Genomic DNA, 21,981 nt, shown 5'->3' on the forward strand with positions numbered 1-21,981 from the left:
TATTTCTTCTCTAATAGGACTTTTTATATGGTTACATCTTTTGGTAAAATTTTACGGAAACTTCGCATTGATCACTCAGAACGTCTCTTAGATATGGCTAAGAACTTAGATATATCTGTAGCATTTTTATCTTCTGTCGAGATTGGCAAAAAATCTGTTCCATTAGGCATGGAAGACAAGATCATAAAGCTTTATAAATTAGATCAAGAGAAGGCTTCACTGTTAAGAAAAGAAACCTATGCATGTCGCAAGAGTTTTACAATCAAATCTTCAGACCCATTTCGCGGTGAAATTATTGGTATGTTTGTTAGAAACTTAGAGAATTTTTCAGAACAAAACTTAGCAGAATTAAAAGACCTTCTTGAGAAAGTTGGCAAAAAAAGAGGACTCCTATAGAGGCATATTGCAAAATTCTATCCCCCCGCTTTCATTTATGTATCCCTTATGTTTTAAAATATAAATAAAAACATTATATTATTTTTTATAAAATACACATCATGGCCTTCTTGGGATCACGAACTTAAGTGGGTAGAACTTTTTGGTGCTTTTAAAGTAGGAGCTGTAGGGCAAATGAAACCTAAAAAAGGACCGAAAGTAACTTTTACGCTTGATAAAGTTATAAAAAATGTTTGTTTTTCTGATTATGCTAAATTTCCTTTTACACGTATGAGTTTTAATCATGAATATATTTGTTCAACAAAATCTGGTGCTTCCAATAACAAAATTCGTCATACTGTAATTATGTCTGGCTTACTTGCTCCTTTCTTTGGAGTGATTATTGGGTCAAAAATTAAGTTACATCTTCGCGATACAATGATTGAAATGAGTAGACGTGCTCTTACTGAAAACAAAAGCATCTTGTAAGGGGGTGCATTTATAAAGAAGTTAATACCTTAAAAAAGGTGCAGAAATTATAACTTATTATTAAAATGGAATCAGTTATGAGTATACGGTAAACCAATGAGCTACGGAGCATTTTTTAGTTAGCGGTTGAAATCGTGTCAAAGCATCTTACGGGATTAATTTTGCGCTAAAAATCTTATGAAATTCATTGAATTTTTTTTATATATAAAAGCTTATAAGATGCTCTCTTCATTGAAAATGAGAAAGTTTCAGAAGTTCATTACTTCTCTATGATGTAGGTCCATATCGTCATAATATTTTCCTGTTTCTAATGTTGCAATATTTTTTGCATTTAAAACCTTCATAAGAGGCATTTTGATTTCTTCTTAAATAGGTTTCATTCATATGCCCCTTATTCATGATATGCTCGCAAATAGTTGTGATTGACTCAACATGAATAGGTTCGAAACAAAGAGAATTTTATGCTATTAGGCTTTTTTATACAAATTACAAAACAATAAATTATAAGTATAAATCAAACTGTTAATTTTATTGAAAGATTACAAGATAATTTCTTGATTACTTTTAAATATAAAAAATGAGTTCTTTATGATATTACGTCCATTAGGGTAAAGAAGTTTGTGACTGCTCATTTTGTTGAAACCATAATGGAAGGAAATATTTTTTACTCTGTTTAAGTTTTGTTTCATTTACAAGAGTGCCGTCTCATTATGAGAGAGTTTATAGAAGCAAAGAAGTGTATACAAATATAAGGCATTTTCTTGATTCTTTCTTGGAAATTAAAGAATGCTATAGGAAAGATATGAGGTAAGTTTTTTACTACCCAGAGGAAGGAAGACCTGTGATTTAGATCATTTTATGCTTTTCGAATTTTTGAGGATTTTGGCTTAAATTCAAGTGTTATAGCTAAGACTTTTGTTAATTGCCAATTGTTCTGTTGATTTGATTGTCAGTGGAGATTTGGTTCCTAAAATGATAAGGGCCCATGAGAAATCTTGAAACTAAAGAGATTTTACGGCATATACGGTATATTACGTCTTTTCATAAAGAAGCTAAAAGGGAAATGATTTAATGCATTAAAAGAAAAAGAATGCATGAATGTGCATAATCTTATGAATCAATACACAAGAGTTATATTCTGATTTGTATAAATTTGTCAGAATGCTTATCAATGTAAATAATAAAATATTTTAGGGAGTCTATAATGACTGACAAAAACCAGATTGAGAAAGCTGTTTCGCTGGTTGAAGCAGCAAAGCGTTCTGGGGCAGATGCTGCTGATGCTGTTATTGTTCATGCTCATTCTACCAGTGTATCAGTTCGTTTTGGGAAAGTCGAATCGACAGAAGCAGCAGAGAGCAATGATTTTACTCTAAGGGTTTTTGTTGGAAAAAAAGTAGCAAGTGTTTCTGCTAATTTAGGATCTTATCCGCAAGAACTTGCGGAACGTGCTGTTGCGATGGCTAAAGCTTCTCCCGATAGTTTATTTGAAGGTTTGGCAGATAAAGAGTGTTTGGTTAAGTATCCTAAAGATCTTGATCTTTTTGATGATTTTGTACCCAGCAGTCATTTTTTAACAGAAGATGCTTTAAAAACGGAGGCAGCAGCTCTTGATGTTAAAGGTGTAAGCAATTCTGGTGGCGCTGCAACAGCTTATGGCCGTAGTGGGTTTATTCTTGTGACCAGCGATGGTTTTTGTGGAGCCTATCGCTCAAGTTGTTTTTCACGTTCTTGTAGTGCTCTTGCAGGTGAAGGAACACAGATGGAGCGGGATTATGATTATACAACAGCCTTACATTTTTCTGATTTAGAGGCAGCAGAAACTGTGGGAAAGAATGCAGGGCTTGGTGCTGTTCGACGTTTGGGGGCAGTTCGTGCGGCGACTGGGAGCGTTGATGTTATTTTTAATCCGCGTACGGCTCGTGGAATTGCAGGGCATATCGCATCTATGGTCAATGGAGCCTCTGTGGCTAGAAAAACGAGTCTTTTACAGAATTTCCTAGGCAAGGAAGTGATGAGGCCTAATGTTAATGTAACCGATCAACCTTTGCGATTACGTGGAAATGCTTCTCATCCTTTTGATGGAGAAGGGGTAGAGGGGCAAACACTCAATATTATTGAAAATGGTATTTTAAAAAATTGGCTTCTTTCATCATCTACAGCACGTGAATTGGGACTTAAAACAAATGGACATGGTATGCGTTCGGCATCATTAGTGCAGCCGACCAGTACAAATTTTGCTATTGAACCGGGTTTAGTATCGCCTTGCGATATGATAAAAGATTTGCGAAATGGATTTTATGTGACCGAATTATTCGGTCATGGCATTGATTTTATTACTGGTCAGTATAGTCGTGGAGCTTCCGGTTTTTGGATTGAAAATGGTGAAATTGCTTATCCGGTAAGTGAAGTAACGCTAGGTTCTGATTTGCTTCATATGTTAGCACATTTAACACCTGCCAATGATATTGATCGGCGTTATAGTACAGCTGCTCCAACATTGTTAATTGAAGGGATGACACTTGCAGGAAAATAACACGCATCATTCTTCTGATTTAAATCTTTTGCGTGACGTTTGTCGAGAGGCAGGAGATTTAGCAATGCGGTATTTTGGATGCACGTTGGATGTCTGGATTAAAGAAGGTAATTCCCCGGTTAGTGAAGCAGATTTTGCTATTGATCATTTCTTGAAAGAGAGGCTTCTTGGAGCTCGTCCAAATTATGGATGGATTTCAGAAGAAACAAAAGATAATCGAGAAAAACAAGATTATTATGAGCGCTCTTTTGTTGTTGATCCTATTGATGGAACGCGTGGTTTTCTTTCTGGCAATCCTTATTGGTGTATTTCGGTTGCCATTATTGAGAATGGGCGTCCTATTGTGGGCGTTCTACAATGTCCGGCTCAAGGAGATGTTTATACAGCTGTAACGGGTGGAGGGGCAACATTAAATGGGATAAAACTTCCTCGTTTAGCCTTTGAGGTTCATCGAAAATATAAAATTTCACTTGATAAATCGCTCGCACAAAAATTACCAGATGATTTTCTCAATCAAGTCAGTCTTTATCATTATCTTCCTTCTCTTGCTTATCGTATTGTTCTTGTTGCTCAAGATGAAATTGATATCGTATTAGTTCGTCCAAATTGTCATGAATGGGATATTGCCGCTGCTGATCTTATTTTGCAGGAGTGTGGAGGGTGTTTTTTATCGCTTGATGCCCCTTTACTATCTTATGGAATTGAACCTTACCAGTATGGACTTTTAATTGCTGGTAAAAATAATTGCTGTCAAGATATGATAGATGTTGTTCGTCAAACAAAGTTAGTTTAATCACGTAAAAGCGCGCTAAAATAATCTAAATGATATGGAGGCACATATGACTGAAACCAAAGGAAAAAAACAATATTTACATCTTGTATTTGGTGGGGAATTAAAAAATCTTAACAGTAATCAATTTAAGAATCCTGATGATTTAGATGTGGTTGGTATTTTCTCAGATTATCAATCCGCTCAAGAAGCATGGCAGGCAAAAGCACAAAGCAGTGTAGATAATGCATTACAACGTTATTACATTGTAGATTTGCATCAGTTTCTTGATGCTGAGTTAGGCGATGCAGAATAAAGCTTGAATATTTGGTTATTATAACCTGTAGATTGCTTCATGCTTTTGTTTAGTCGTCCTTTTCATAGGTACGTTCTTCGGGTAAAATAGAATGCCGTAAAAAAGAATATGCTTGTTGTTTAAAATTCATATGTTTTTTTAAGAAACATCTCCCAAAGCACCTAAACCCATTTCATAATGGTGTTCCTGCAAGGTATAAAATCCATTATTGCACCACCATCTTTACGCTTAATGAAAATGCAAGACAGTTTCTATCAACCTATTTACAACAGCAATATTATCATGACAGCTATCACTCGAAATTTATGATTATATTGTGAATAGTCACTCTGCTTTTGAATGGGGTATGAGACACTAATGCGTTAAGATTAATAAAAAGAGTAGCATTATTAATGATACCAATTACTACTCTGTTGAGATTATTAGCACTCGTTACTTATCTATTGGAATTTTTTCAACGAGTTATTACTATAAGCTTAGAAACCATGAAAGTCTTTAGAAACTTTACCAAAATTAGAAACTTAGAGAAACTGAATAGATTTATGAAGTTAACTTACCTCATAAGGGTTTCTTGAGTACTTATTTAAAACTACAATCTATAAGTTAATCATTTTGTGTTGATTATATACAATCTTAAAAGGAATAATATGTCATGCGATCTCCTGAAAAGAGAGGATTTAAAATTTTAAAAACTCTTATTTAAATTGCTTTAAGACTTTTAAGAAATTCTCTATTAAACAAGATTAGATTTTTCTGGATTACCTTTAAGAGATTATATCACAATTTAAAATGAGAACTCTATACTATTCAAAAGTTTTTTAAGATTAGTTTGACATATTCATTTTATTGGAATGAAATAATAGAGATTGAGCTTTCTTTTAAACACATTTTATTTATTGTATTTATATTAGGTTGTAATGTCTATATGGGTTATTTTTTGAAAAATTGACAATACCTAACATATGTAAAAATAAGCTTTTTCTCTAAAATACCAACGTGCAAAATTCAAAGTCTCACTAAAATCATAAGAAGTATTTATTCAGTGTGTTGAAAAAATGATACAATCTATGTCATAGATTTATCATTTATATTTTAAAAATTATAATCGACTGAAATGTAGTTTTGTTATTTTTGAGTAAGATTTTTTATAGGGTGCAGAATGAAGTGATAAAATCGATATAAGTTACAAAATTTAATTAAAAGAGATTTAAATAATGTGTATATGTATTGAATTTTCTCATGGGTTAAGCTTTTTTTATTTAAGATATGGATGATATTAAAAAATATGGATGCAACCAATAGTGTTGATGAATTTTTTAACAAAATTAAGTATATAGATATCTTAAAATAGCTGGATGAGGTGATTTTAAATGGTAGAATTAAAGGCACATACGGCTCTTTTAAGCTATCGAATGATTGGTTTTTGCTTATGTCCTGTTATTCCTTTTTATTTGTTCTTTCGTGCTATTCGTGGAAAAGAAGAGTGGTGTCGCAAAAAAGAGCGTTTAGGTAAAAGTTCTCATATACGCCCCCAAGGTTCGTTAGTTTGGTTGCATGCAGCAAGTGTTGGAGAAACACTTGCACTTGTTCCACTTATAAATTATATTTTATCATTGGAAATCAATGTGTTAATGACAACTGGGACGGTGACATCTTCTACTCTTGTGAAAAAATATTTTGGTAATAGGTTGATTCATCAATATGCTCCTTTGGATTTAGATTTTGCAGTGCGCCGTTTTATTCGTCATTGGAAGCCTGATCTCGTCTTAATTTGTGAATCAGAAATTTGGCCTCTTCGTATTAAAGAACTTGCAAAAATGCGTATTCCGCAGATTTTGGTTAATGCCCATATGTCTGAACGTTCTTTTAAAGCTTGGCAAAAACGACGTGTTCTTGCCAAACATATTTTTAAGGATATTGATTTGGTGATTGGTCAAAATGAAAGAGATGTAGCTTATTACCATACACTTGGCGTAAAATCTGTTACGTTTTCTGGTAATCTCAAGGCTGATGTTTTTCTGGTTGAAAATCAAGAATTGCTTGCACGTTATCGTAATGCTATCGGCAATCGCCCAGTTTGGGCAGCTGTTTCAACGCATGAAGGGGAAGAGGAGATTGCTTTTGAGGTCCATAAAATTGTTAAAAATTATTTGCCAGATTTATTAACAATTATTGTGCCTCGTCATCCTGAACGTTCAGAGGATCTTATCAGAAAATGCGATAATAAGGGGTTAAGTTTTATTCGTAGGAGTAGAGATGCTGTTCCAAACATGAATACCGATATTTTATGGGGAGATACAATTGGAGAAATGGGACTTTTTCTTCGCTTATCGAAAGTTTCTTTCATTGGTAAATCGTTATGTGGAAATGGTGGACACAATCCATTGGAATTGGCTTTGCTTGGTTCCGCTATTTTGACAGGGCCCCATGTTTCAAATTTTCAAGAAATGTTCAAACAATTTCTAACGCATGATGCAGCATATATGGTTCAAGATACAAAACAGCTTGCTATTCAGGTGTATAAGCTTTTAACAAATGAAACATTGCGGCAAGAAATGGTTGATAAGGCTCATGAAGTGGCGACAGGTATGGCAGGTGCATTTGAGCGCACATTAAAGATTTTAGATCCATTTTTACAACCCCTTGTAATACAAACAGGTTTACGTCAGCGTCAGGGTAGATATGCATATTAGCGCCCCTCGTTTTTGGTGGAAAAATAAAAGCTTTTTGCGTTTTGTGTTAGCTCCAGTTTCATGGGGGTATGGTTATTTTTCAAGTCGTTTTATGACAAGACAGCCTCCCGTGATTGATCTGCCAGTTTTGTGTATTGGAAATTTTACATGTGGCGGTGCGGGTAAAACGCCGGTTGTTATTGCTTTTACAAAAGTGGCTAAAGAACTTGGTTTCGTACCTGGTATTGTATCTCGTGGTTATGGTGGATCAGTTAAAGGGGTACATCTTGTAAATGAAAAATATGATACTCCATATAGTGTTGGAGATGAGGCACTTTTACTTGCACGGCATGCTTTTGTAGCTGTATCACCTAATCGTTATGCAGCGGCACAACGGCTTAAACAAGAGGGATGTAATCTTATTTTAATGGATGACGGATTTCAAAGTCGCCGTCTTTATATGGATTATGCGTTACTCGTTGTTGATGCGATGCGCGGTTTTGGTAATGGAGCTGTCTTTCCAGCAGGACCTTTGCGCGTACCATTAAAAACGCAGTTTTCTTTTATGGATAGTGTTTTATTGATTGGTCACTCCGATGCGCCTGATAATGTCGCTTTTCTTGTTTCGCGTACTGGAAAGCCTTTATATCGTGCTCATCTTAAAGCCAGTGCCTCTGATGAGGTTTCAGGAAAATCATTTTTGGCATTTGCTGGTATTGGCAATCCAGATAAATTTTTTAAATCTATTAAAGAATTGTCTGGTCATGTGGTGCAAACTTACATATATCCAGACCACTATTTTTTCACAGATAAAAATTTAAAAAGCCTTATACAAAAGGCTAAAATGCACAATTTATGGCTAGCAACAACAGCTAAAGATTATACCCGTATACAGACAATTCACATGCAAAAAGATTTGAAAAATCTTATTATCTTTGATGTGAATGTCGATTTTGTTCAAAAAGACTTCTGTCGTATGGTCCTTGAAGAGGTCATGACCCGCTTTAGAAAACGTTCCCTTGAATTTTCTTGTCTAAAAGGCAAAAGCTAAATTTATAGCTTTCGAGGGGTTATTTTTCTTTTGTTTTTAACAATTGCTTGAGATATGGGTTGCACTCAAGTTCGCGCTGATAGGAGATTTCACAACTAGCATATGCTTCTTGGCGGTGATGATTCCAATATTTTAAATCATCTATAGGGATTTTTTGCCCGCTAACAGCACAAATGGTATAGGTACCATATTCTATAATGTCATATCCGTTATTAGAATAATGAATTTTTGCTTCGCGTTCACCATTGGGAAACATTATAACTCCTTCTTACTTGATACAAGAGATTCAAGAAAAGTGCCATAAAATGTATTATAAAGTCGAGAGTTAATTTTAAAATATTTTTCTTGTAAAAATGATGCAGGGCTTATTTTCTGCCAAAAAGCCGTTCTATATCTGCCAATTTGAGTTCAATATAAGTAGGGCGTCCATGATTACATGTACTTGTATTAGGTATTGCCTCCATTTGTCGTAATAGTGTGTTCATTTCTTCGGGGCGTAAAAGGCGTCCTGACCGTATTGAGCCGTGACAGGCCATCGTTGCTGCAACATAATCAAGCATTGCTTTTAAATTATTTGTTGTATCATACTCAGCGGCCTCATCTGCGAGATCTTTAATAAGGGCTTGTACGTTGATCTTTCCTAACATGGAAGGTGTTTCACGCACAACAATTGCTCCTGGTCCAAATGGTTCTATTCCTAATCCAAATTTTTGCAAAGCATCTTTATGCGTTAAAAGGCATGTTGCATCCTCTTCAGAGAGTTCTACAATTTCAGGAATAAGTAATAACTGTGAAGGAAGTGGTTTGGAATAAAGTGCATTTTTGAGTGCTTCATAAACCAATCGTTCGTGAGCTGCATGCTGATCGACAATGATCAAACTATCTTGTGTTTGGGCGATAATATAGTTTTTATGGATTTGTGCTCTGGCCGCTCCTAATGGATAAGATAACTCTTCTGATGAAGATGTCGTGCTTGGAATGTATGCATCCCCACTTGGGGTATTTAAGCCCTCCATAATAGGAGCGGCATCTTCTTTTAAATCAAAAGAGTGAGTACTATCCAATGGTTTTTGGACCATTGAAGCGCTGGTAAAATGATGAGGTTGTGAACTGTAAGAAGAGAACTGGTGCGTGTTCTTAAAACTGACTAATGGTTGTTGTGCCAATGATTGTTGTGTTTGAAATGCAGCAAGCATTGCTTCAGAACGGGTTGAAGTAGGACGAATACCAGATTGTTGCAATGCTTCACGAATAGCTCCAACAATCAAACCACGAATTAATCCTGGATCACGGAATCGTACATCAGCTTTGGCTGGGTGAACATTAACATCTACCTCAGCAGGTGGGAGGTCAATAAAAAGAATAGCGACAGGATAACGATCTCGTGTCATGACATCAGCATAAGCGCCTCGGATAGCGCCCCATAGAAATTTATCACGCACGGGACGTCCATTAACATAAGCAAATTGATGAAGGCTGTTATTTCGGTTGAAAGATGGCAAACAGGCAAAACCTGTTAAGCGCACCGCTTCGCGTTCAGCATTCAGCGCAATGCTATTAGGGGCGAATTCTTTTCCCATAATCTGCGTAATACGTTGTAATTGTCCTTGAATATTATTTTCTGTAGCAGACAATTCCATAGATGTTCTGTCTAGTCCTGAAAGAGAAAAGCGGATATGTGGAAATGCGATAGCAATTCGCTTAATCATATCGCTAATAGCATTTGTTTCAGCCCGATCAGTTTTCATAAATTTTAATCGTGCCGGCGTGACAAAGAAAAGATCACGAACTTCAACAATTGTTCCAAGATTTGCAGCAGCTGGTTTGGGTCCTACAATTTTTCCTGCAGTAACGGAAATTTCAGCAGCGCTCTCAGCATCTTTTGTTCGTGAAATGAGTTTAAGTTTAGCAACAGAACCAATAGAGGGGAGGGCTTCTCCTCTAAATCCAAGGAAGCAGATATTGTGTACGTCATCGGTAATCTTTGAGGTACAATGGCGAGAAACTGCTAAAGTTAATTGATCTGCAGGAATTCCATAACCATTATCACTCACCTTTATAAAATTTTTTCCACCATTTGCTGTAATAATTTCAATGCGTGTTGCACCAGCATCAATAGCGTTTTCAACAAGTTCTTTGACAACATTTGCTGGTCGTTCAATAACTTCACCGGCGGCGATTTGATTAATAATATTTTCGCTAAGATGGCGTATAATCATAATAAATTCTAACAGGAAACTTAAGGGTTCTTATAGAAAATTATGATAACATCATTTGCGCGACATTCAAGAATAAGAGAGCATGAGAGGTATTATTTTTACAATACCTCCTATTTTATTTTATGTTAACAAGTCGGTTGGAAAAAACATAAAAATAGTTTTTATCACTTTAAATAGCTTGCACCAATTTATCATCTAGGTCAAAAAAAGAAACAATGTAAAAAGGGAAGGCAATATATATGGCGCGTATAAGCGGTATTTTAGCAGATAGTGATATACAAGCTTTGATTGAGAATAACTTTCTCAAGGCTCAGTATCCATTTGATAGATCTCAAATACAACCAGCAAGTCTTGATCTTCGTTTAGGGGAGAAAGCTTATCGTATACGTGCTTCTTTTATGCCGGGACCTGATACAAAAGTTTTGGATAAGCTTGAACGGTTAAAGTTGCATGAGTTTGATTTACGAGACGGAGCCGTTTTGGAAACGGGGTGTGTTTATATTGTTCCTCTTTTGGAAAGTTTAGCTTTACCAGAATTCTTATCTGCTGTTGCCAATCCCAAAAGTTCTACAGGACGATTAGATATTTTTACACGTGTCATTACGGATAATGCTCAGGAATTTGATAAAATTTGTGCTGGTTATCATGGTCCACTTTATTTGGAAATTAGTCCACGCACATTTCCAATTTTGGTGCATACAGGCTCACATTTATCACAGCTTCGGTTTAGAAAAGGGCAAAGTTATTTAAATGAAATAGAGTTGCACACTTTGCAAAGGCAAGAAACACTGATATCGGATGATTTTCCTAATATTAGTGTTGGTGGTATTGGTCTTTCCATTAATTTAAAGGGAGACGAAAACGGGCTTATAGGTTATCGTGGTAAACATCATACAAGTGTTATTGATATTGATAAACGTGCCGTTGCCCACGTTTTAGATTTTTGGGAACCTCTTTTTGATCGTGGTCAAAGGGAGTTGGTTCTTGATCCTGATGAATTTTACATTTTAGTTTCACGAGAGTCTGTTCATGTGCCGCCGCTTTATGCCGCAGAAATGACACCTTTTGATCCTTTAGTTGGCGAGTTTAGGGTGCATTATGCAGGCTTTTTTGATCCAGGATTTGGGCATAAGGAGGCGGGTGGAAAAGGAGCAAGAGCGGTTTTAGAAGTGCGGAGCCATGAAGTTCCTTTTATCTTAGAGCATGGTCAAATTATTGGCCGTTTGGTCTATGAGCATATGCTTAATCGACCATCAACCCTTTATGGACATGATGTTGGATCACATTATCAAGCACAGGGTTTAAAGTTGTCCAAGCATTTTAAATGAGTTGGGAACCATGAATTTTGATAACATGTATGCAGAAAGCGTATTTTAGATAAAAAAAATTTTGTGCTTCGCAAAACCGGCGTCATGCATTCTATTTTTAATTTTCAAGGTTATTTCATCTCTTGCATTTGAGAGGGTATGGGAGGAATTTTTACTTCTTTTTTCAAGAGGTTCTATCTATACGAACTCCATTTATGATGTGCAAAAGAATAGTTTTGATTATTTCATCATGACAAAATTTACTATATTCAATATGTTATTCATATTTATTATTATAATAAATCAATAGGTTAATAAAATTCAATATAACAGTAGCTACTCACTTTTCAAAGTAAATATGCGAGATTGGATGCTGCAATTGACTCAATTTTTCTAGAGTGTAATAACCAGTATATTTTATTCCGTATAAAAATTATCCTTAAGAGTTAATAAATAAGTTTTCACTCCAGTTTAGTAACAATTATTTTCAATAAACATTGTTCTAATTTTAGTAACTCATTTATAGCCTCAAGATATAATATTGCTAGAAAATTATTCAATTAAATATGAAGATTTTCTATTGGTATGAACATTAAAAGTTTTTATGCTTTATGTGAATTAGGCACTATGCATGAATAAGTAACAGATCTTAGTTTTGAATATTGATATAAGAAGATTTCTGCATGTATGCGACAGCTTTATTTCCAGTATTAATAAAGGATTTTTTCATCTTTTGGGGGAGATTATGGTTTATACTTAATGACACTCTATATTCTTAATAACTGATAATGTAAGGACCTTTGGAGGGAGAAGCAACTTTAAATTATAACTAATTAAGCTACGGAGCAATCGCTTTCGAAGAGGGATTGCTTTAAAGAGAGTATAACATTTTAATTGCACATGAAGAATATATGAGTAGATACGTTATTAATGATACTTCATACTGTGAGATTTTAAATTTGGATAGGAGAAATAAAGACATTGTTTTTATCAATTAGTTTTTTTTAGAAAGTTGCAATCTCTGTTGCTTCTATCTATTCAATAGAGCGTTTTGGGAGAATATCGAGTAGGAAGGTACACGGATTCGCTTTTATGCGTTTTAGGATATCTTCTCTTTTTATTTAGGAACAATGGTGCCATCAATGATTATTTCTTCAACACTTGATTATCGTAAGGCAGCAAAGCGTCGTCTTCCTCCTTTTCTTTTTCACTATATTGATGGTGGGGCTTATGCTGAAGAAACGATGCGACGTAACTGTAAAGATCTTCAAGCTCTTGCACTGCGTCAAAGGATTCTAAGGCAAGTTGGTGAAGTTGATCTTTCAATCAAGCTTTTTGATCAGACACTTGATTTACCGATTGTACTTGCGCCTGTTGGGCTAACGGGCATGTATGCACGTCGTGGAGAGGTAAAAGCAGCGCGTGCCGCAGCGGCAAAAGGGATTCCTTTTACTCTATCCTCTGTTTCAGTTTGTCCCATTGCGGAAGTGCAAGAAGCGATTGGAGGTGCATTTTGGTTTCAACTTTATGTTCTCAAAGATCGCGGTTTCATGCGTGATGCACTAGAACGGGCTTGGTTAGCTGGTGTACGCACGTTGGTTTTTACAGTTGATATGCCAGTTCCTGGTGCACGTTATCGTGATGCGCATTCGGGGATGTCTGGTCCTTATGCTGGTTTACGTCGTTTTTTACAAGCTTTGACTCATCCATATTGGGCTTGGAACGTTGGTGTTATGGGGCGCCCTCATGATCTTGGAAATGTCTCTGCTTATCTCAAAAAGAAAATTGTATTGGATGATTACGTTGGTTGGATTGGTGCAAATTTTGATCCATCAATTGGTTGGCATGATCTACAATGGATTCGCGATTTTTGGAAAGGAAAAATGATTTTGAAAGGTATTCTTGATCCAGAAGATGCACGAGAAGCAGTAAAATTTGGTGCGGATGGTATTGTTGTTTCTAATCACGGCGGACGTCAGCTTGATGGTGTATTATCAACAACACGAGCGTTGCCTGCAATTGCGGATGCTGTAAAGGATCATTTGGCTATTTTAGCGGACTCAGGTGTTCGTTCTGGTCTTGATGTTGTACGCATGATAGCACAAGGTGCGGATGCTGTTATGATTGGCCGTGCTTTTGTTTATGCGCTTGCAGCAGCAGGTAAGAAAGGTGTTATGCATCTCCTTGATCTTTTTGCCAATGAAATGCGGGTAGCTATGACACTGACCGGTACTCAGACAATCAAAGATATTACACGCAAGAGTTTAGTAAATATAGATGTTTTTAAGCAATGAAAGCAATATGTTATACTGCTTTCAGAAAAAGAAAGTCTTTTTATAGAGGAGCATAATTATATATTTTACAAATATGTTGACAGTTAAATTTAAATAGAAAAGATCAAAAAGCTCCTCTATAAAAATACAGAAAATACTCAGTAACTAAAATAATACTCCGTAAATACAATAATAATTAACGCAAAAATCTTAATAATAATAAACACAAAAAAAACACTAATAACATTGCATACATCTTTTACTTACTTTATTAAAAGCTCATTCTACGGATAAAAAGGAACAAGCGCTGATATTAAAGGTAAAACAACTGTTGATATAGAAAAAATAGCTATAAATAATGCTGTGAGCATTTTTCCCTCCTATATATAAAAATATAATATGTTAATTAATTATTTCCCACATTAGCATAAAACGTAAATTTATAAGATTCATTTAGTTTTATTTTAATATAGAATAATATTAATTATGATATATAAATAAAATTATTAAAAATGTCAATATGTATTTATTAAAAGCTATAATTATAATAAAAAATGGATCTAATAAATAATATTCCTATAATCTATATATTATTTATATTAATTTTATTTGGTAATATATTATATGGATATGATATTTTTTTATGGAGTACATTTTTAAGCAATGAAAAAAATACCCATACAATCTTTAAAAAAGCTCGTTTACTGAGAGCAAGACTGCGTGAATTAATGTGCTTTTCTTTCTTATTTTCTTGCATCCTCAATGAGTTATGATGTTTTTGAACTGGCGAACATATTAGGAAGCAGTTGAATATTTTTTGTATAGTATGTCATTGCTAACACTGTTTATGCTTTCTCTATTGATTGCATAATTTATTAAAAATCCAGTTTGTTTTTATTGCAGATGGGGTCGTTAGGTGTTCCTAATGATACAAATTGGCATAGAATGTTTTGTTCTATAAGTGATTTAATAATTGCATCTCTAGGCTTTTCCATTGATGCTATGCTCTTCATAGGCAACAACAGATTGGTGAGATTGGCATAACTCTAGCACTGATCTATTATCTCAAAGTTGAATTGTTGGCACACTTGTAAGCGTTGGGATAACTTCATGTTTTTTGAAGCTCTTCAGCAACATCAAGACAAATCTGAACAGTTTCTTCAGTAGCAAGTAAGAGAACATCTTTTCCTTTTTTTAACAGAAGTTTTGCTGATATCAATTTTTGAAGCATTTTTATGAATATTCATAACAGCACGCTTTCCTAAACCTATATAAATGGGTACAAGATTACTCAGAGTAGAAAGAATTACAGTTTCTATTTGATCGAATTTCTACTCGTAAGTAATTGGATAATATTTACTTTATCGCTGAATAAAAAAGAAAAGTTTTTCTCTCTTTAAATAGAGGATGGATTGTCATCTAGCCAATAGGGATAGTTTGCGAGAAATTTGTTCGATGCAAAACAACTTAACATTGCAGTTACTTTTTATCATTTGAAGCTGTGAAAAGAAGGCTAAGATAGATGAAAGAATGTAAAAAATAATGGATACATTTTAAGATAAAAAATTATAATTTTGTTAATTCCACACCAATTGCTGCTGATATTGGTGACAAAAGAAATTTGATCAAAAAAATATCAAAATTATTTGAGAACATTCCTCATGGCATGTAGATTAAACCTTTTTGTTGGTATGGATGAGATTTTCTTTGAGCAGAAATTGATTCTATCCCCTGAAATCAGCAATAATCTCTCAGGTTATGTCGTAAACTTTTTAGGGATGTTACAACGCCACTATCGTCCTTTTATGAAAAATGTTAGCATTTCAGATGAGCAGTTGTGAGGAATTTCAACGTTTAATACAGCAAGATCCAGAAACTCTCACGGATTTAGAACGGGCGTCAAGATTTTTATATTTACAGCGATTAAGTTTTAGAGGGAATGTAAATCCTACGATGAGAGTAGAAACCCATCGTAGTGCGCGGGGGCTTAAGCCCTTCCAATTTGAATGCGTGCTAAAACTTATTTTCCACTGTTTAGCAGGTGTTAGCATTGAACATTTAGACTAGTTTGATTTTATTGTGCGTTATGATCGCCTAAAAATCATGTTTTATCTTTCACCACTTTAATTGTGGTTTTGAGGGTTATTAAAGAAAGGATTTTTATAAGCGGAAGGATTATCAGCCGATGTCTAAGCTGCTTGTATAAATAAGAGGGAGTTTTTTGTCTTTAAACAATATGCTAGAAATTCAAAAAACTTTAGTTAACTTTATAAAAGAGGTTACGCCATCTTATACAGACTGCTCTGCAAATAACACAATTGCTGGTAAGGAATGGGGCATTACCAATTTTGATTTCTAAAAAAGAAACAATACGTATTAAATAGTCTTTAACTTTGCAGACTTTTTGAGAATCCTTTCAGAATCTTTTGAAAAAAGTGAACTGATAGAAGATATTTCTATCAAAATATAAAAACTTTTCTAACAAGTTAGGAATAAATCTAAAAATATATATTAAATATAAAAACAGTACGATATGTAGGCAATCTGGGCTTTAGAAACAAGAATCAAAGCGTATAAAGATGCATAGAGGTGAGATTCAGACATATCATTTTTATGATTCAATAAAAATTAAAGAAAAAATTTTATATCAAAAATTTAAGGTGGTTTAAAAGGTGGACGGGCAATGCATGGAAGGATGAGCGAGAAGGTGAATTAGGGGAGAGCGATTTATAGATCATCAGTATCTTTGTAAAAGTATCTTCTCAAGATAAATATTGTGATGAAATAAGATTGTAGTTGAATGTTCGAAAAGATAATACGCACTCTTAACTTTTCCGTTATACACATCACAATAAAAGCCGTGAAAGGCATGGTCTTATTACAAACTCTTTCTAAAAGCAGTACATGAGTTTGCAAGATATTACAGTAATATTTTAAAAGAAGGATTTTATTTCAGGAAAAAATTATCTTAAAATAGTAAAGCAATATTTTTCAAGAAATTGCTAGGCAACTTTTGAAAGTAAAAAAGCTAAGTTAAAAAATAAAAGCAAAAATGGTTGTTGGTTTTCTCCAACTGGAGTTGCATGTCATTTCCCACATAGGGAATTTACCTATAGAAAAATTAACAGCCAAGATCATTCACAATGTTTTCCCGCCACTTTAGCATGAAAAAGCAGATACAGTGCGAAAGTATTTGCCTTATCGTCAACATCATTATTATAATTAGGAAGCTGAAACAACGTCATTTACAAATTACATAAAAGCCTTACCATTATTCATTATATAGCTCCGTAGATTGCTTTTCTTCAAGCATGCCAGCCCCTAGATGTTATTTTTGTTGAAAACAGAACCTTTGTGTATGATCATTTCTTTGAACGACGATAGTAGTGCAATCCATAAAGTTTTTTCTCATCTCTTTTGATAGGATAACAAAGATGCCCTTAGAATACATCAATAGACTCAATCATTTTACACAAACATAATCTGTTCAATCCTTTAGTTTCAATTCAGACATCTCAGTCACTCTAATTAAATCTAATCGACCACCAGAGTGTTTTAATCCTTTAAGTGCTTTTACTTTTAATCTGAATGTATCCACCTCTTTCAAATCTTTTCATTGATTGATGTTTCAGAGGAATTATATTTTTATCACTTTATTTTCCGTTTATCTCTCCAACCACATAAACGTTCACCTTGTTCGTTATGTTTTAAAATATCTCTCGCCAAATTTGGACTAATGACATTGATATCTTGTCGATTCAAATAAATTGGCAGCCATCCAATACAAGAAGTTCGTTCATTCGTCGCGCAACCAGCTAGAAAGCTTAGTGCGCACATCAGCATCACTTTTCTTATTAATTTCATTTTCTACCTCAAGCCGTGTTGTCGCTATCTTGAAATCTTCTTTTGTTTGCTTTTGCTTCTCAACTTTTTTCCCAAGAAAAAAGGCTTTGACTAAAGCTATAAGAAAAGCTGCTATGAGCGCTGACGTCATTGTCAGATATTTTTTTATCCATAAAATCATAGGCGGTGTTCCTGAAAACGTTTAGCAATGTATATCATAGCCGTACAAGCAGCTAAAACCATAATGCCTGCTAGAACCCATTGAACAGGGCCATTTCCTGCAAAAAGACCTCCAAGCCCTGAAAAAGAACCTATGATTGGTGCAAGAGCTTCTACTTTGCAAATACCTGTTACGCCTTCTGGTTCTACTACATGATAATTGGGGGCAACATGAGCTCCTTTTGCCCACAATCCTGCTTCGGTTGCTCGGCGATTGACAAGACCTTGGATACGTTTTCCTCCTACTCTTGTCCATTTTTGCAATTCGGTTGGTATCGCTTCATATTCACCTTTATTAAGCTTTTTTAAAAGTGTAGAATTGCGAAATGCTGTGATTCCTACATTATAGCAAAATGATACTAATGCCGCGAATTGTTCATCGTTTAAAGGAACGGTAACGGCTTTTTCAACAACAGCTTCATACTCCCTCAAGTCCTGACGAAGGATTTTTTCAGCTTCTTTTTCCGTAATTTGCATGTCTTTGTGGACGCTTGGGGCCCCAGCAGCACTTGTATGTCCATAACCAATTGTCCAGACACCACCAGAATCTTCATAAGCTGATAAACGTAAGCCTTCCAATTGCTTAATCAATACAAGCCCTTCTTTTGATATTTTTCGCATTATTTTTACCTATAAAAAACTACACAAAGCAGGATATGAATTAAAAACTTACATCTACTCATTTTTAAGAACAGAACAGCGAAAGGGCATAATAAACTCAAAACATCCATAGTGGATTATTTTAAGATCCATATCATTTTTTTTGAATAAAGATTATGCTAAATACTATTCATTTTGCAGCAATTGATCTCCATCTAAAGATAATAACTTTATAATAATCCCATTTATAATCAGATAGATTTCACTCATAAACTCTTACAGTTGATCTAGAATGATTTAGAAGAACTTTACTTGAAAAACCTCAATAATTCCGATGACAAAAAGCACTTTTAACAAAAAAATAAGAGACATAATAATTAATGAAATAATTAGGTGTTGATTTTTAAGTAATTTCAAAATTCATAAATTGCACCACAGAATTTTTTTATAAAAACAAAAAAACATTATAATTTAACATTATACATCTAAAATTTATCTTAGAATCAATAAATCATATACATAACGTGTTATACATATTTAATAAAAAAATCTATAGTTAATTTAATTATTCTTTGTTTTTTCTCCTAATTGCTTAATTTCATTAAAAAAATACCTTTATGAAGGATTTCAAATAAACTGTTACATAAAAACATAATGGATATTTCTTCTCTCTTACAGTCTGTTTCCAACTGAAACAATATATTAGTGGAGCATATTCAATATATAGACCAATGATATTTTATAGTTTTTTTAAGAATATTGTACTGTAATAAATTTGAACAAATAGATAAAAATATATGGACAATACCAAAAGAAAATATGAAAGGTATTGTGGGAAAAGTTTCAGATTTTCGCGTGCCATTAAGTCATGAAGCTTTGAAAGTGATTGAGAAATCCCTTCCCTTTGAAAAGAATGGTTTTTTATTTGCTGGGAGTTCTGGAAAGCCTATATCTGATGTAACACTTTCTAAATTCATGAAAGACAAAGGTTTTGATTATAGACCCCATGGTTTCAGATCTAGTCTTCGGGATTGGATAGCAGAGACAACATCAACACCTTTTGAGATTGCAGAAACTGTTCTTGCGCATTCAGTTGGGAGTTCAGTGACAAAAGCTTATATGCGGACAGATTTTTTAGAACAACGACATGCTCTCTTAGAACAGTGGGCTGCATTTATAACAGGAGGTACTTGACAATATGTCAACATTATGTCTATTGTCGAATCAGGTGCCTGAAAACACCTTAGAAACTACAAGCGGATTGATTGCCGAAATAATCAATCTTCTGGACATTTAAAGACTTTGACTCATTATGTGCTACATGCATATAATGACCTTGTCGGGTGTGGTTACACTATACAATACCCTCACGGGAAAAGTGTAACGACGGACTTGTAGCCGTGTTTTCAGCGCCCGGCACTCTTTATTGAGTGTCAATTGAAAACCTCTAACTACAAGGAGTTCACATGAACACTCTTATTCCAATATCGGAACAAACTGTTGGACAGGAAATTGTTCAAACAGTAAATGCACGTAATCTGCACGCATTCTTAGAAGCAAAACGAGACTTTTCCAATTGGATTAAAGACCGTATTATCAAATACAATTTAGAAGAAGGAATAGATTATATTTTAACGCTCGCCAAAACTGGCGAACGTCAAAATGTAGTGTTAAAAGAATATTATCTTACATTAAATGTAGCAAAAGAGCTTTCTATGCTTGAAAATAATAAGAAAGGTAGAGAGGCTCGTTTATACTTTATCAAATGTGAACGGCTTTTGAAACAAGTAGTGACACCACAAGTTGACTACTCCAAACCTGAAGCATTACTTGGTGTTTTGAATCACTTACAAAGTCAAATTGAGCAGAAAGATCATGTCATTGCAGAATTAGCACCAAAAGCAGAGGCTTTGGATGGCTTAAAACGTTCTGATGGTCTGTTTGGTTTAATTGAAGCAGCAAAGATGTTAGAAGTGCGACCAAAGGATTTAACCGATTATTTGCGTAAACATGATTGGGTGTATCGTCGTGCTCCAGGGGCGCCTCTATTACCTTATCAGGATAAGATCAAGAAAGGATTCATGGACTGCCCTGCTATCACCATTCAAAGACCGGATGGTACAGAAAAGGTGCTCCCTTCAACGAAAATTACCTCCAGAGGATTAGCATGTTTAAGAGAACAAATTCATGGAGGTGTGCAATGAAAATAGATACCAACTTCTTATGCGATTTGTGGATGGCATTATCTCAATTTTCTAGACATGAGAATATGAATGACAAAGATTGTACAGCTCTGGTTGATACTATGAGTGTAATAGAAAAAACTTTAATTTTAAAGCTTCAAGATGAGATGCCAAGTATGCTTAAAGTCTTAACAGTTCTAACAGATTTTGGTGATTCAGAGTTACCGCATAGCATGGATTCTTTGTTGCGCGCTTATGAATCAAATTTCGAGAGCCCTATTAAAAAGGTTGCTTAAGTCATAAATTATGATTCATCTCCCCGTTTCAAAAGCGGGGAGGGGATTATTGGATAAATTTCTTGACATAAGTTTTAAATGTAGTACACTGTAATACAAATAAATAGGAGGTTTAAGCGAATGGGTAAAATTCAAGCACGCATACCTGATGAAGTTCAGGAAGTTGCAAGCGCAGTTATTAAATCCACGGGCTTAACTGTATCAGATGCGGTCCGTATGTTTATGACCCGCATTGCTAGAGATAGAGCATTGCCACTTGATCTATTTCAACCCAATCCGGAAACATTGCGGGCTATCGAGGATGCTGAAATGGGACGTGTCGAACGTACGTCATTGGATGGTCTGCGAGCCATGATTCGTGATGATAAAGCCGAAGTGTGTAAGTCTGCAAAGTGACTTTGGTTAGCGATGCGGGAAATTGTTTATACTAAATCTTTTCGGCGTGATCTGAAACGTGAAAGTAAAGGGCGGTATGCTGATACATTAGAGATAGATTTGCTACTTGTGATCAAAGCATTAGCGGAAAACGAACCCCTAAAAGTGCAGTGGAGAGATCATGCACTAACAGGGCAATGGCGAAACTGTCGTGATTGCCATATTAAACCAGATTTAGTTTTGATCTATCGAAAGCCTGATGATGAGACTTTAGAACTTTTGCGGCTTGGTTCACATTCTGAACTGCGTTTATGATAATTTTTCAGGTTTTTGAAAACCACTGTTTGAGATGTGTAAAACGACATTATCTCTTGCATCTGCGAGACGAGTAAAATTAAGAAACCATTTTCTAAAGAATTTCGCGCGTCTCAGAGTATGTTTAGAGTCGGATATTTGGT

Annotated in this window: 19 protein-coding genes and 2 pseudogenes; 16 read left to right on the forward strand and 5 right to left on the reverse strand. The window is 34.8% G+C overall.

All coding sequences use genetic code 11. From position 1 onward, the window contains the following. The first annotated feature begins 27 nt into the window (after positions 1 to 27). The 7 genes and pseudogenes from ACFINU_RS07420 to lpxK all read left to right on the forward strand — a co-directional run bounded on the left by ACFINU_RS07420 (position 28) and on the right by lpxK (position 8,208). Positions 28 to 396: an XRE family transcriptional regulator gene (locus ACFINU_RS07420; protein WP_375618614.1), complete on the forward strand. Its 369-nt coding sequence runs from the start codon at positions 28 to 30 to the stop codon at positions 394 to 396. Positions 397 to 495: 99 nt separating this feature from the next. Next, positions 496 to 864 (forward strand): annotated as a pseudogene (locus ACFINU_RS07425) (hypothetical protein); the annotation flags it as partial. A gap of 1,204 nt (positions 865 to 2,068) precedes the next feature. Then, positions 2,069 to 3,400 carry a TldD/PmbA family protein gene (locus ACFINU_RS07430; RefSeq protein WP_375618598.1) on the forward strand — a complete coding sequence of 444 codons (1,332 nt, stop codon included), beginning with the start codon at positions 2,069 to 2,071 and terminating at the stop codon, positions 3,398 to 3,400. Continuing rightward, positions 3,387 to 4,193 (forward strand): 3'(2'),5'-bisphosphate nucleotidase CysQ, encoded by an 807-nt coding sequence (locus tag ACFINU_RS07435; protein ID WP_375618599.1) that lies wholly within the window; start codon positions 3,387 to 3,389, stop codon positions 4,191 to 4,193. Before ACFINU_RS07430 ends, ACFINU_RS07435 begins: the two co-directional genes overlap by 14 nt. Before the next feature lie 46 nt (positions 4,194 to 4,239). Beyond that, the gene (locus tag ACFINU_RS07440) at positions 4,240 to 4,485 is read left to right on the forward strand and encodes a DUF4170 domain-containing protein (RefSeq protein ID WP_375618600.1); all 246 of its coding nucleotides are present in this window, start codon (positions 4,240 to 4,242) and stop codon (positions 4,483 to 4,485) included. 1,370 nt (positions 4,486 to 5,855) lie between these two features. Further along, positions 5,856 to 7,178 carry a lipid IV(A) 3-deoxy-D-manno-octulosonic acid transferase gene (waaA, locus tag ACFINU_RS07445; protein ID WP_375667492.1) on the forward strand — a complete coding sequence of 441 codons (1,323 nt, stop codon included), beginning with the start codon at positions 5,856 to 5,858 and terminating at the stop codon, positions 7,176 to 7,178. Then, positions 7,168 to 8,208, forward strand: coding sequence for a tetraacyldisaccharide 4'-kinase (gene lpxK, locus ACFINU_RS07450; protein WP_375618602.1), 1,041 nt, complete (start codon positions 7,168 to 7,170; stop codon positions 8,206 to 8,208). Before waaA ends, lpxK begins: the two co-directional genes overlap by 11 nt. A 19-nt stretch (positions 8,209 to 8,227) precedes the next feature. Here lpxK and ACFINU_RS07455 read toward each other — a convergent pair whose 3' ends face one another. Together ACFINU_RS07455 and mutL are read right to left on the reverse strand one after the other, a co-directional pair. Then, positions 8,228 to 8,464 (reverse strand): DUF2093 domain-containing protein, encoded by a 237-nt coding sequence (locus tag ACFINU_RS07455; protein WP_375608064.1) that lies wholly within the window; start codon positions 8,462 to 8,464, stop codon positions 8,228 to 8,230. 109 nt (positions 8,465 to 8,573) lie between these two features. Continuing rightward, positions 8,574 to 10,427 carry a DNA mismatch repair endonuclease MutL gene (mutL, locus tag ACFINU_RS07460; protein WP_375634686.1) on the reverse strand — a complete coding sequence of 618 codons (1,854 nt, stop codon included), beginning with the start codon at positions 10,425 to 10,427 and terminating at the stop codon, positions 8,574 to 8,576. Positions 10,428 to 10,666: 239 nt separating this feature from the next. Between mutL and ACFINU_RS07465 the strand changes: the two genes are divergently transcribed. After that, positions 10,667 to 11,755 carry a 2'-deoxycytidine 5'-triphosphate deaminase gene (locus ACFINU_RS07465; protein WP_375612382.1) on the forward strand — a complete coding sequence of 363 codons (1,089 nt, stop codon included), beginning with the start codon at positions 10,667 to 10,669 and terminating at the stop codon, positions 11,753 to 11,755. 1,121 nt (positions 11,756 to 12,876) lie between these two features. Continuing rightward, on the forward strand, positions 12,877 to 14,028 hold the full coding sequence (lldD, locus tag ACFINU_RS07470) for an FMN-dependent L-lactate dehydrogenase LldD (protein ID WP_375618604.1): 1,152 nt from the start codon (positions 12,877 to 12,879) through the stop codon (positions 14,026 to 14,028). A 1,087-nt stretch (positions 14,029 to 15,115) separates the two neighbouring features. Here lldD and ACFINU_RS07475 read toward each other — a convergent pair. Continuing rightward, on the reverse strand, positions 15,116 to 15,238 hold the full coding sequence (locus ACFINU_RS07475) for a hypothetical protein (protein ID WP_375618605.1): 123 nt from the start codon (positions 15,236 to 15,238) through the stop codon (positions 15,116 to 15,118). A 430-nt stretch (positions 15,239 to 15,668) separates the two neighbouring features. On the opposite strand from ACFINU_RS07475, the gene ACFINU_RS07480 reads away from it, so the two are divergent. Together ACFINU_RS07480 and ACFINU_RS07485 are read left to right on the forward strand one after the other, a co-directional pair. Next, positions 15,669 to 15,848, forward strand: a complete 180-nt coding sequence (locus ACFINU_RS07480) for a hypothetical protein (RefSeq protein WP_375618606.1) — start codon at positions 15,669 to 15,671, stop codon at positions 15,846 to 15,848. Then, on the forward strand, positions 15,835 to 16,074 hold the full coding sequence (locus ACFINU_RS07485) for a hypothetical protein (RefSeq protein ID WP_375618607.1): 240 nt from the start codon (positions 15,835 to 15,837) through the stop codon (positions 16,072 to 16,074). Before ACFINU_RS07480 ends, ACFINU_RS07485 begins: the two co-directional genes overlap by 14 nt. A 1,729-nt stretch (positions 16,075 to 17,803) precedes the next feature. Here ACFINU_RS07485 and ACFINU_RS07490 read toward each other — a convergent pair. After that, positions 17,804 to 18,031 (reverse strand): hypothetical protein, encoded by a 228-nt coding sequence (locus ACFINU_RS07490; protein ID WP_375618608.1) that lies wholly within the window; start codon positions 18,029 to 18,031, stop codon positions 17,804 to 17,806. Continuing rightward, a complete protein-coding gene (locus ACFINU_RS07495; RefSeq protein ID WP_375618609.1) occupies positions 18,028 to 18,690 on the reverse strand; it encodes a lysozyme in 663 nt (220 codons plus the stop codon). Before ACFINU_RS07495 ends, ACFINU_RS07490 begins: the two co-directional genes overlap by 4 nt. Positions 18,691 to 19,440: 750 nt before the next feature. On the opposite strand from ACFINU_RS07495, the pseudogene ACFINU_RS07500 reads away from it, so the two are divergent. The 5 genes and pseudogenes from ACFINU_RS07500 to ACFINU_RS07520 all read left to right on the forward strand — a co-directional run. Continuing rightward, a pseudogene (locus ACFINU_RS07500) lies at positions 19,441 to 19,863 on the forward strand (tyrosine-type recombinase/integrase); the annotation flags it as partial. Positions 19,864 to 20,135: 272 nt separating this feature from the next. Next, positions 20,136 to 20,873 (forward strand): antA/AntB antirepressor family protein, encoded by a 738-nt coding sequence (locus ACFINU_RS07505; protein WP_375618610.1) that lies wholly within the window; start codon positions 20,136 to 20,138, stop codon positions 20,871 to 20,873. Continuing rightward, positions 20,870 to 21,148, forward strand: a complete 279-nt coding sequence (locus ACFINU_RS07510; RefSeq protein ID WP_375618611.1) for a hypothetical protein — start codon at positions 20,870 to 20,872, stop codon at positions 21,146 to 21,148. The genes ACFINU_RS07505 and ACFINU_RS07510 overlap by 4 nt, the downstream gene beginning before the upstream one ends. A gap of 120 nt (positions 21,149 to 21,268) precedes the next feature. Further along, positions 21,269 to 21,544 carry a type II toxin-antitoxin system RelB/DinJ family antitoxin gene (locus ACFINU_RS07515; protein ID WP_375618612.1) on the forward strand — a complete coding sequence of 92 codons (276 nt, stop codon included), beginning with the start codon at positions 21,269 to 21,271 and terminating at the stop codon, positions 21,542 to 21,544. Positions 21,545 to 21,556: 12 nt separating this feature from the next. Then, positions 21,557 to 21,838 carry a type II toxin-antitoxin system YafQ family toxin gene (locus ACFINU_RS07520; protein WP_375618613.1) on the forward strand — a complete coding sequence of 94 codons (282 nt, stop codon included), beginning with the start codon at positions 21,557 to 21,559 and terminating at the stop codon, positions 21,836 to 21,838. Positions 21,839 to 21,981 lie beyond the last annotated feature (143 nt).

The sequence above is a fragment of the Bartonella sp. AC130YNZD genome, assembly GCF_042196865.1.
Taxonomy (GTDB): domain Bacteria; phylum Pseudomonadota; class Alphaproteobacteria; order Rhizobiales; family Rhizobiaceae; genus Bartonella.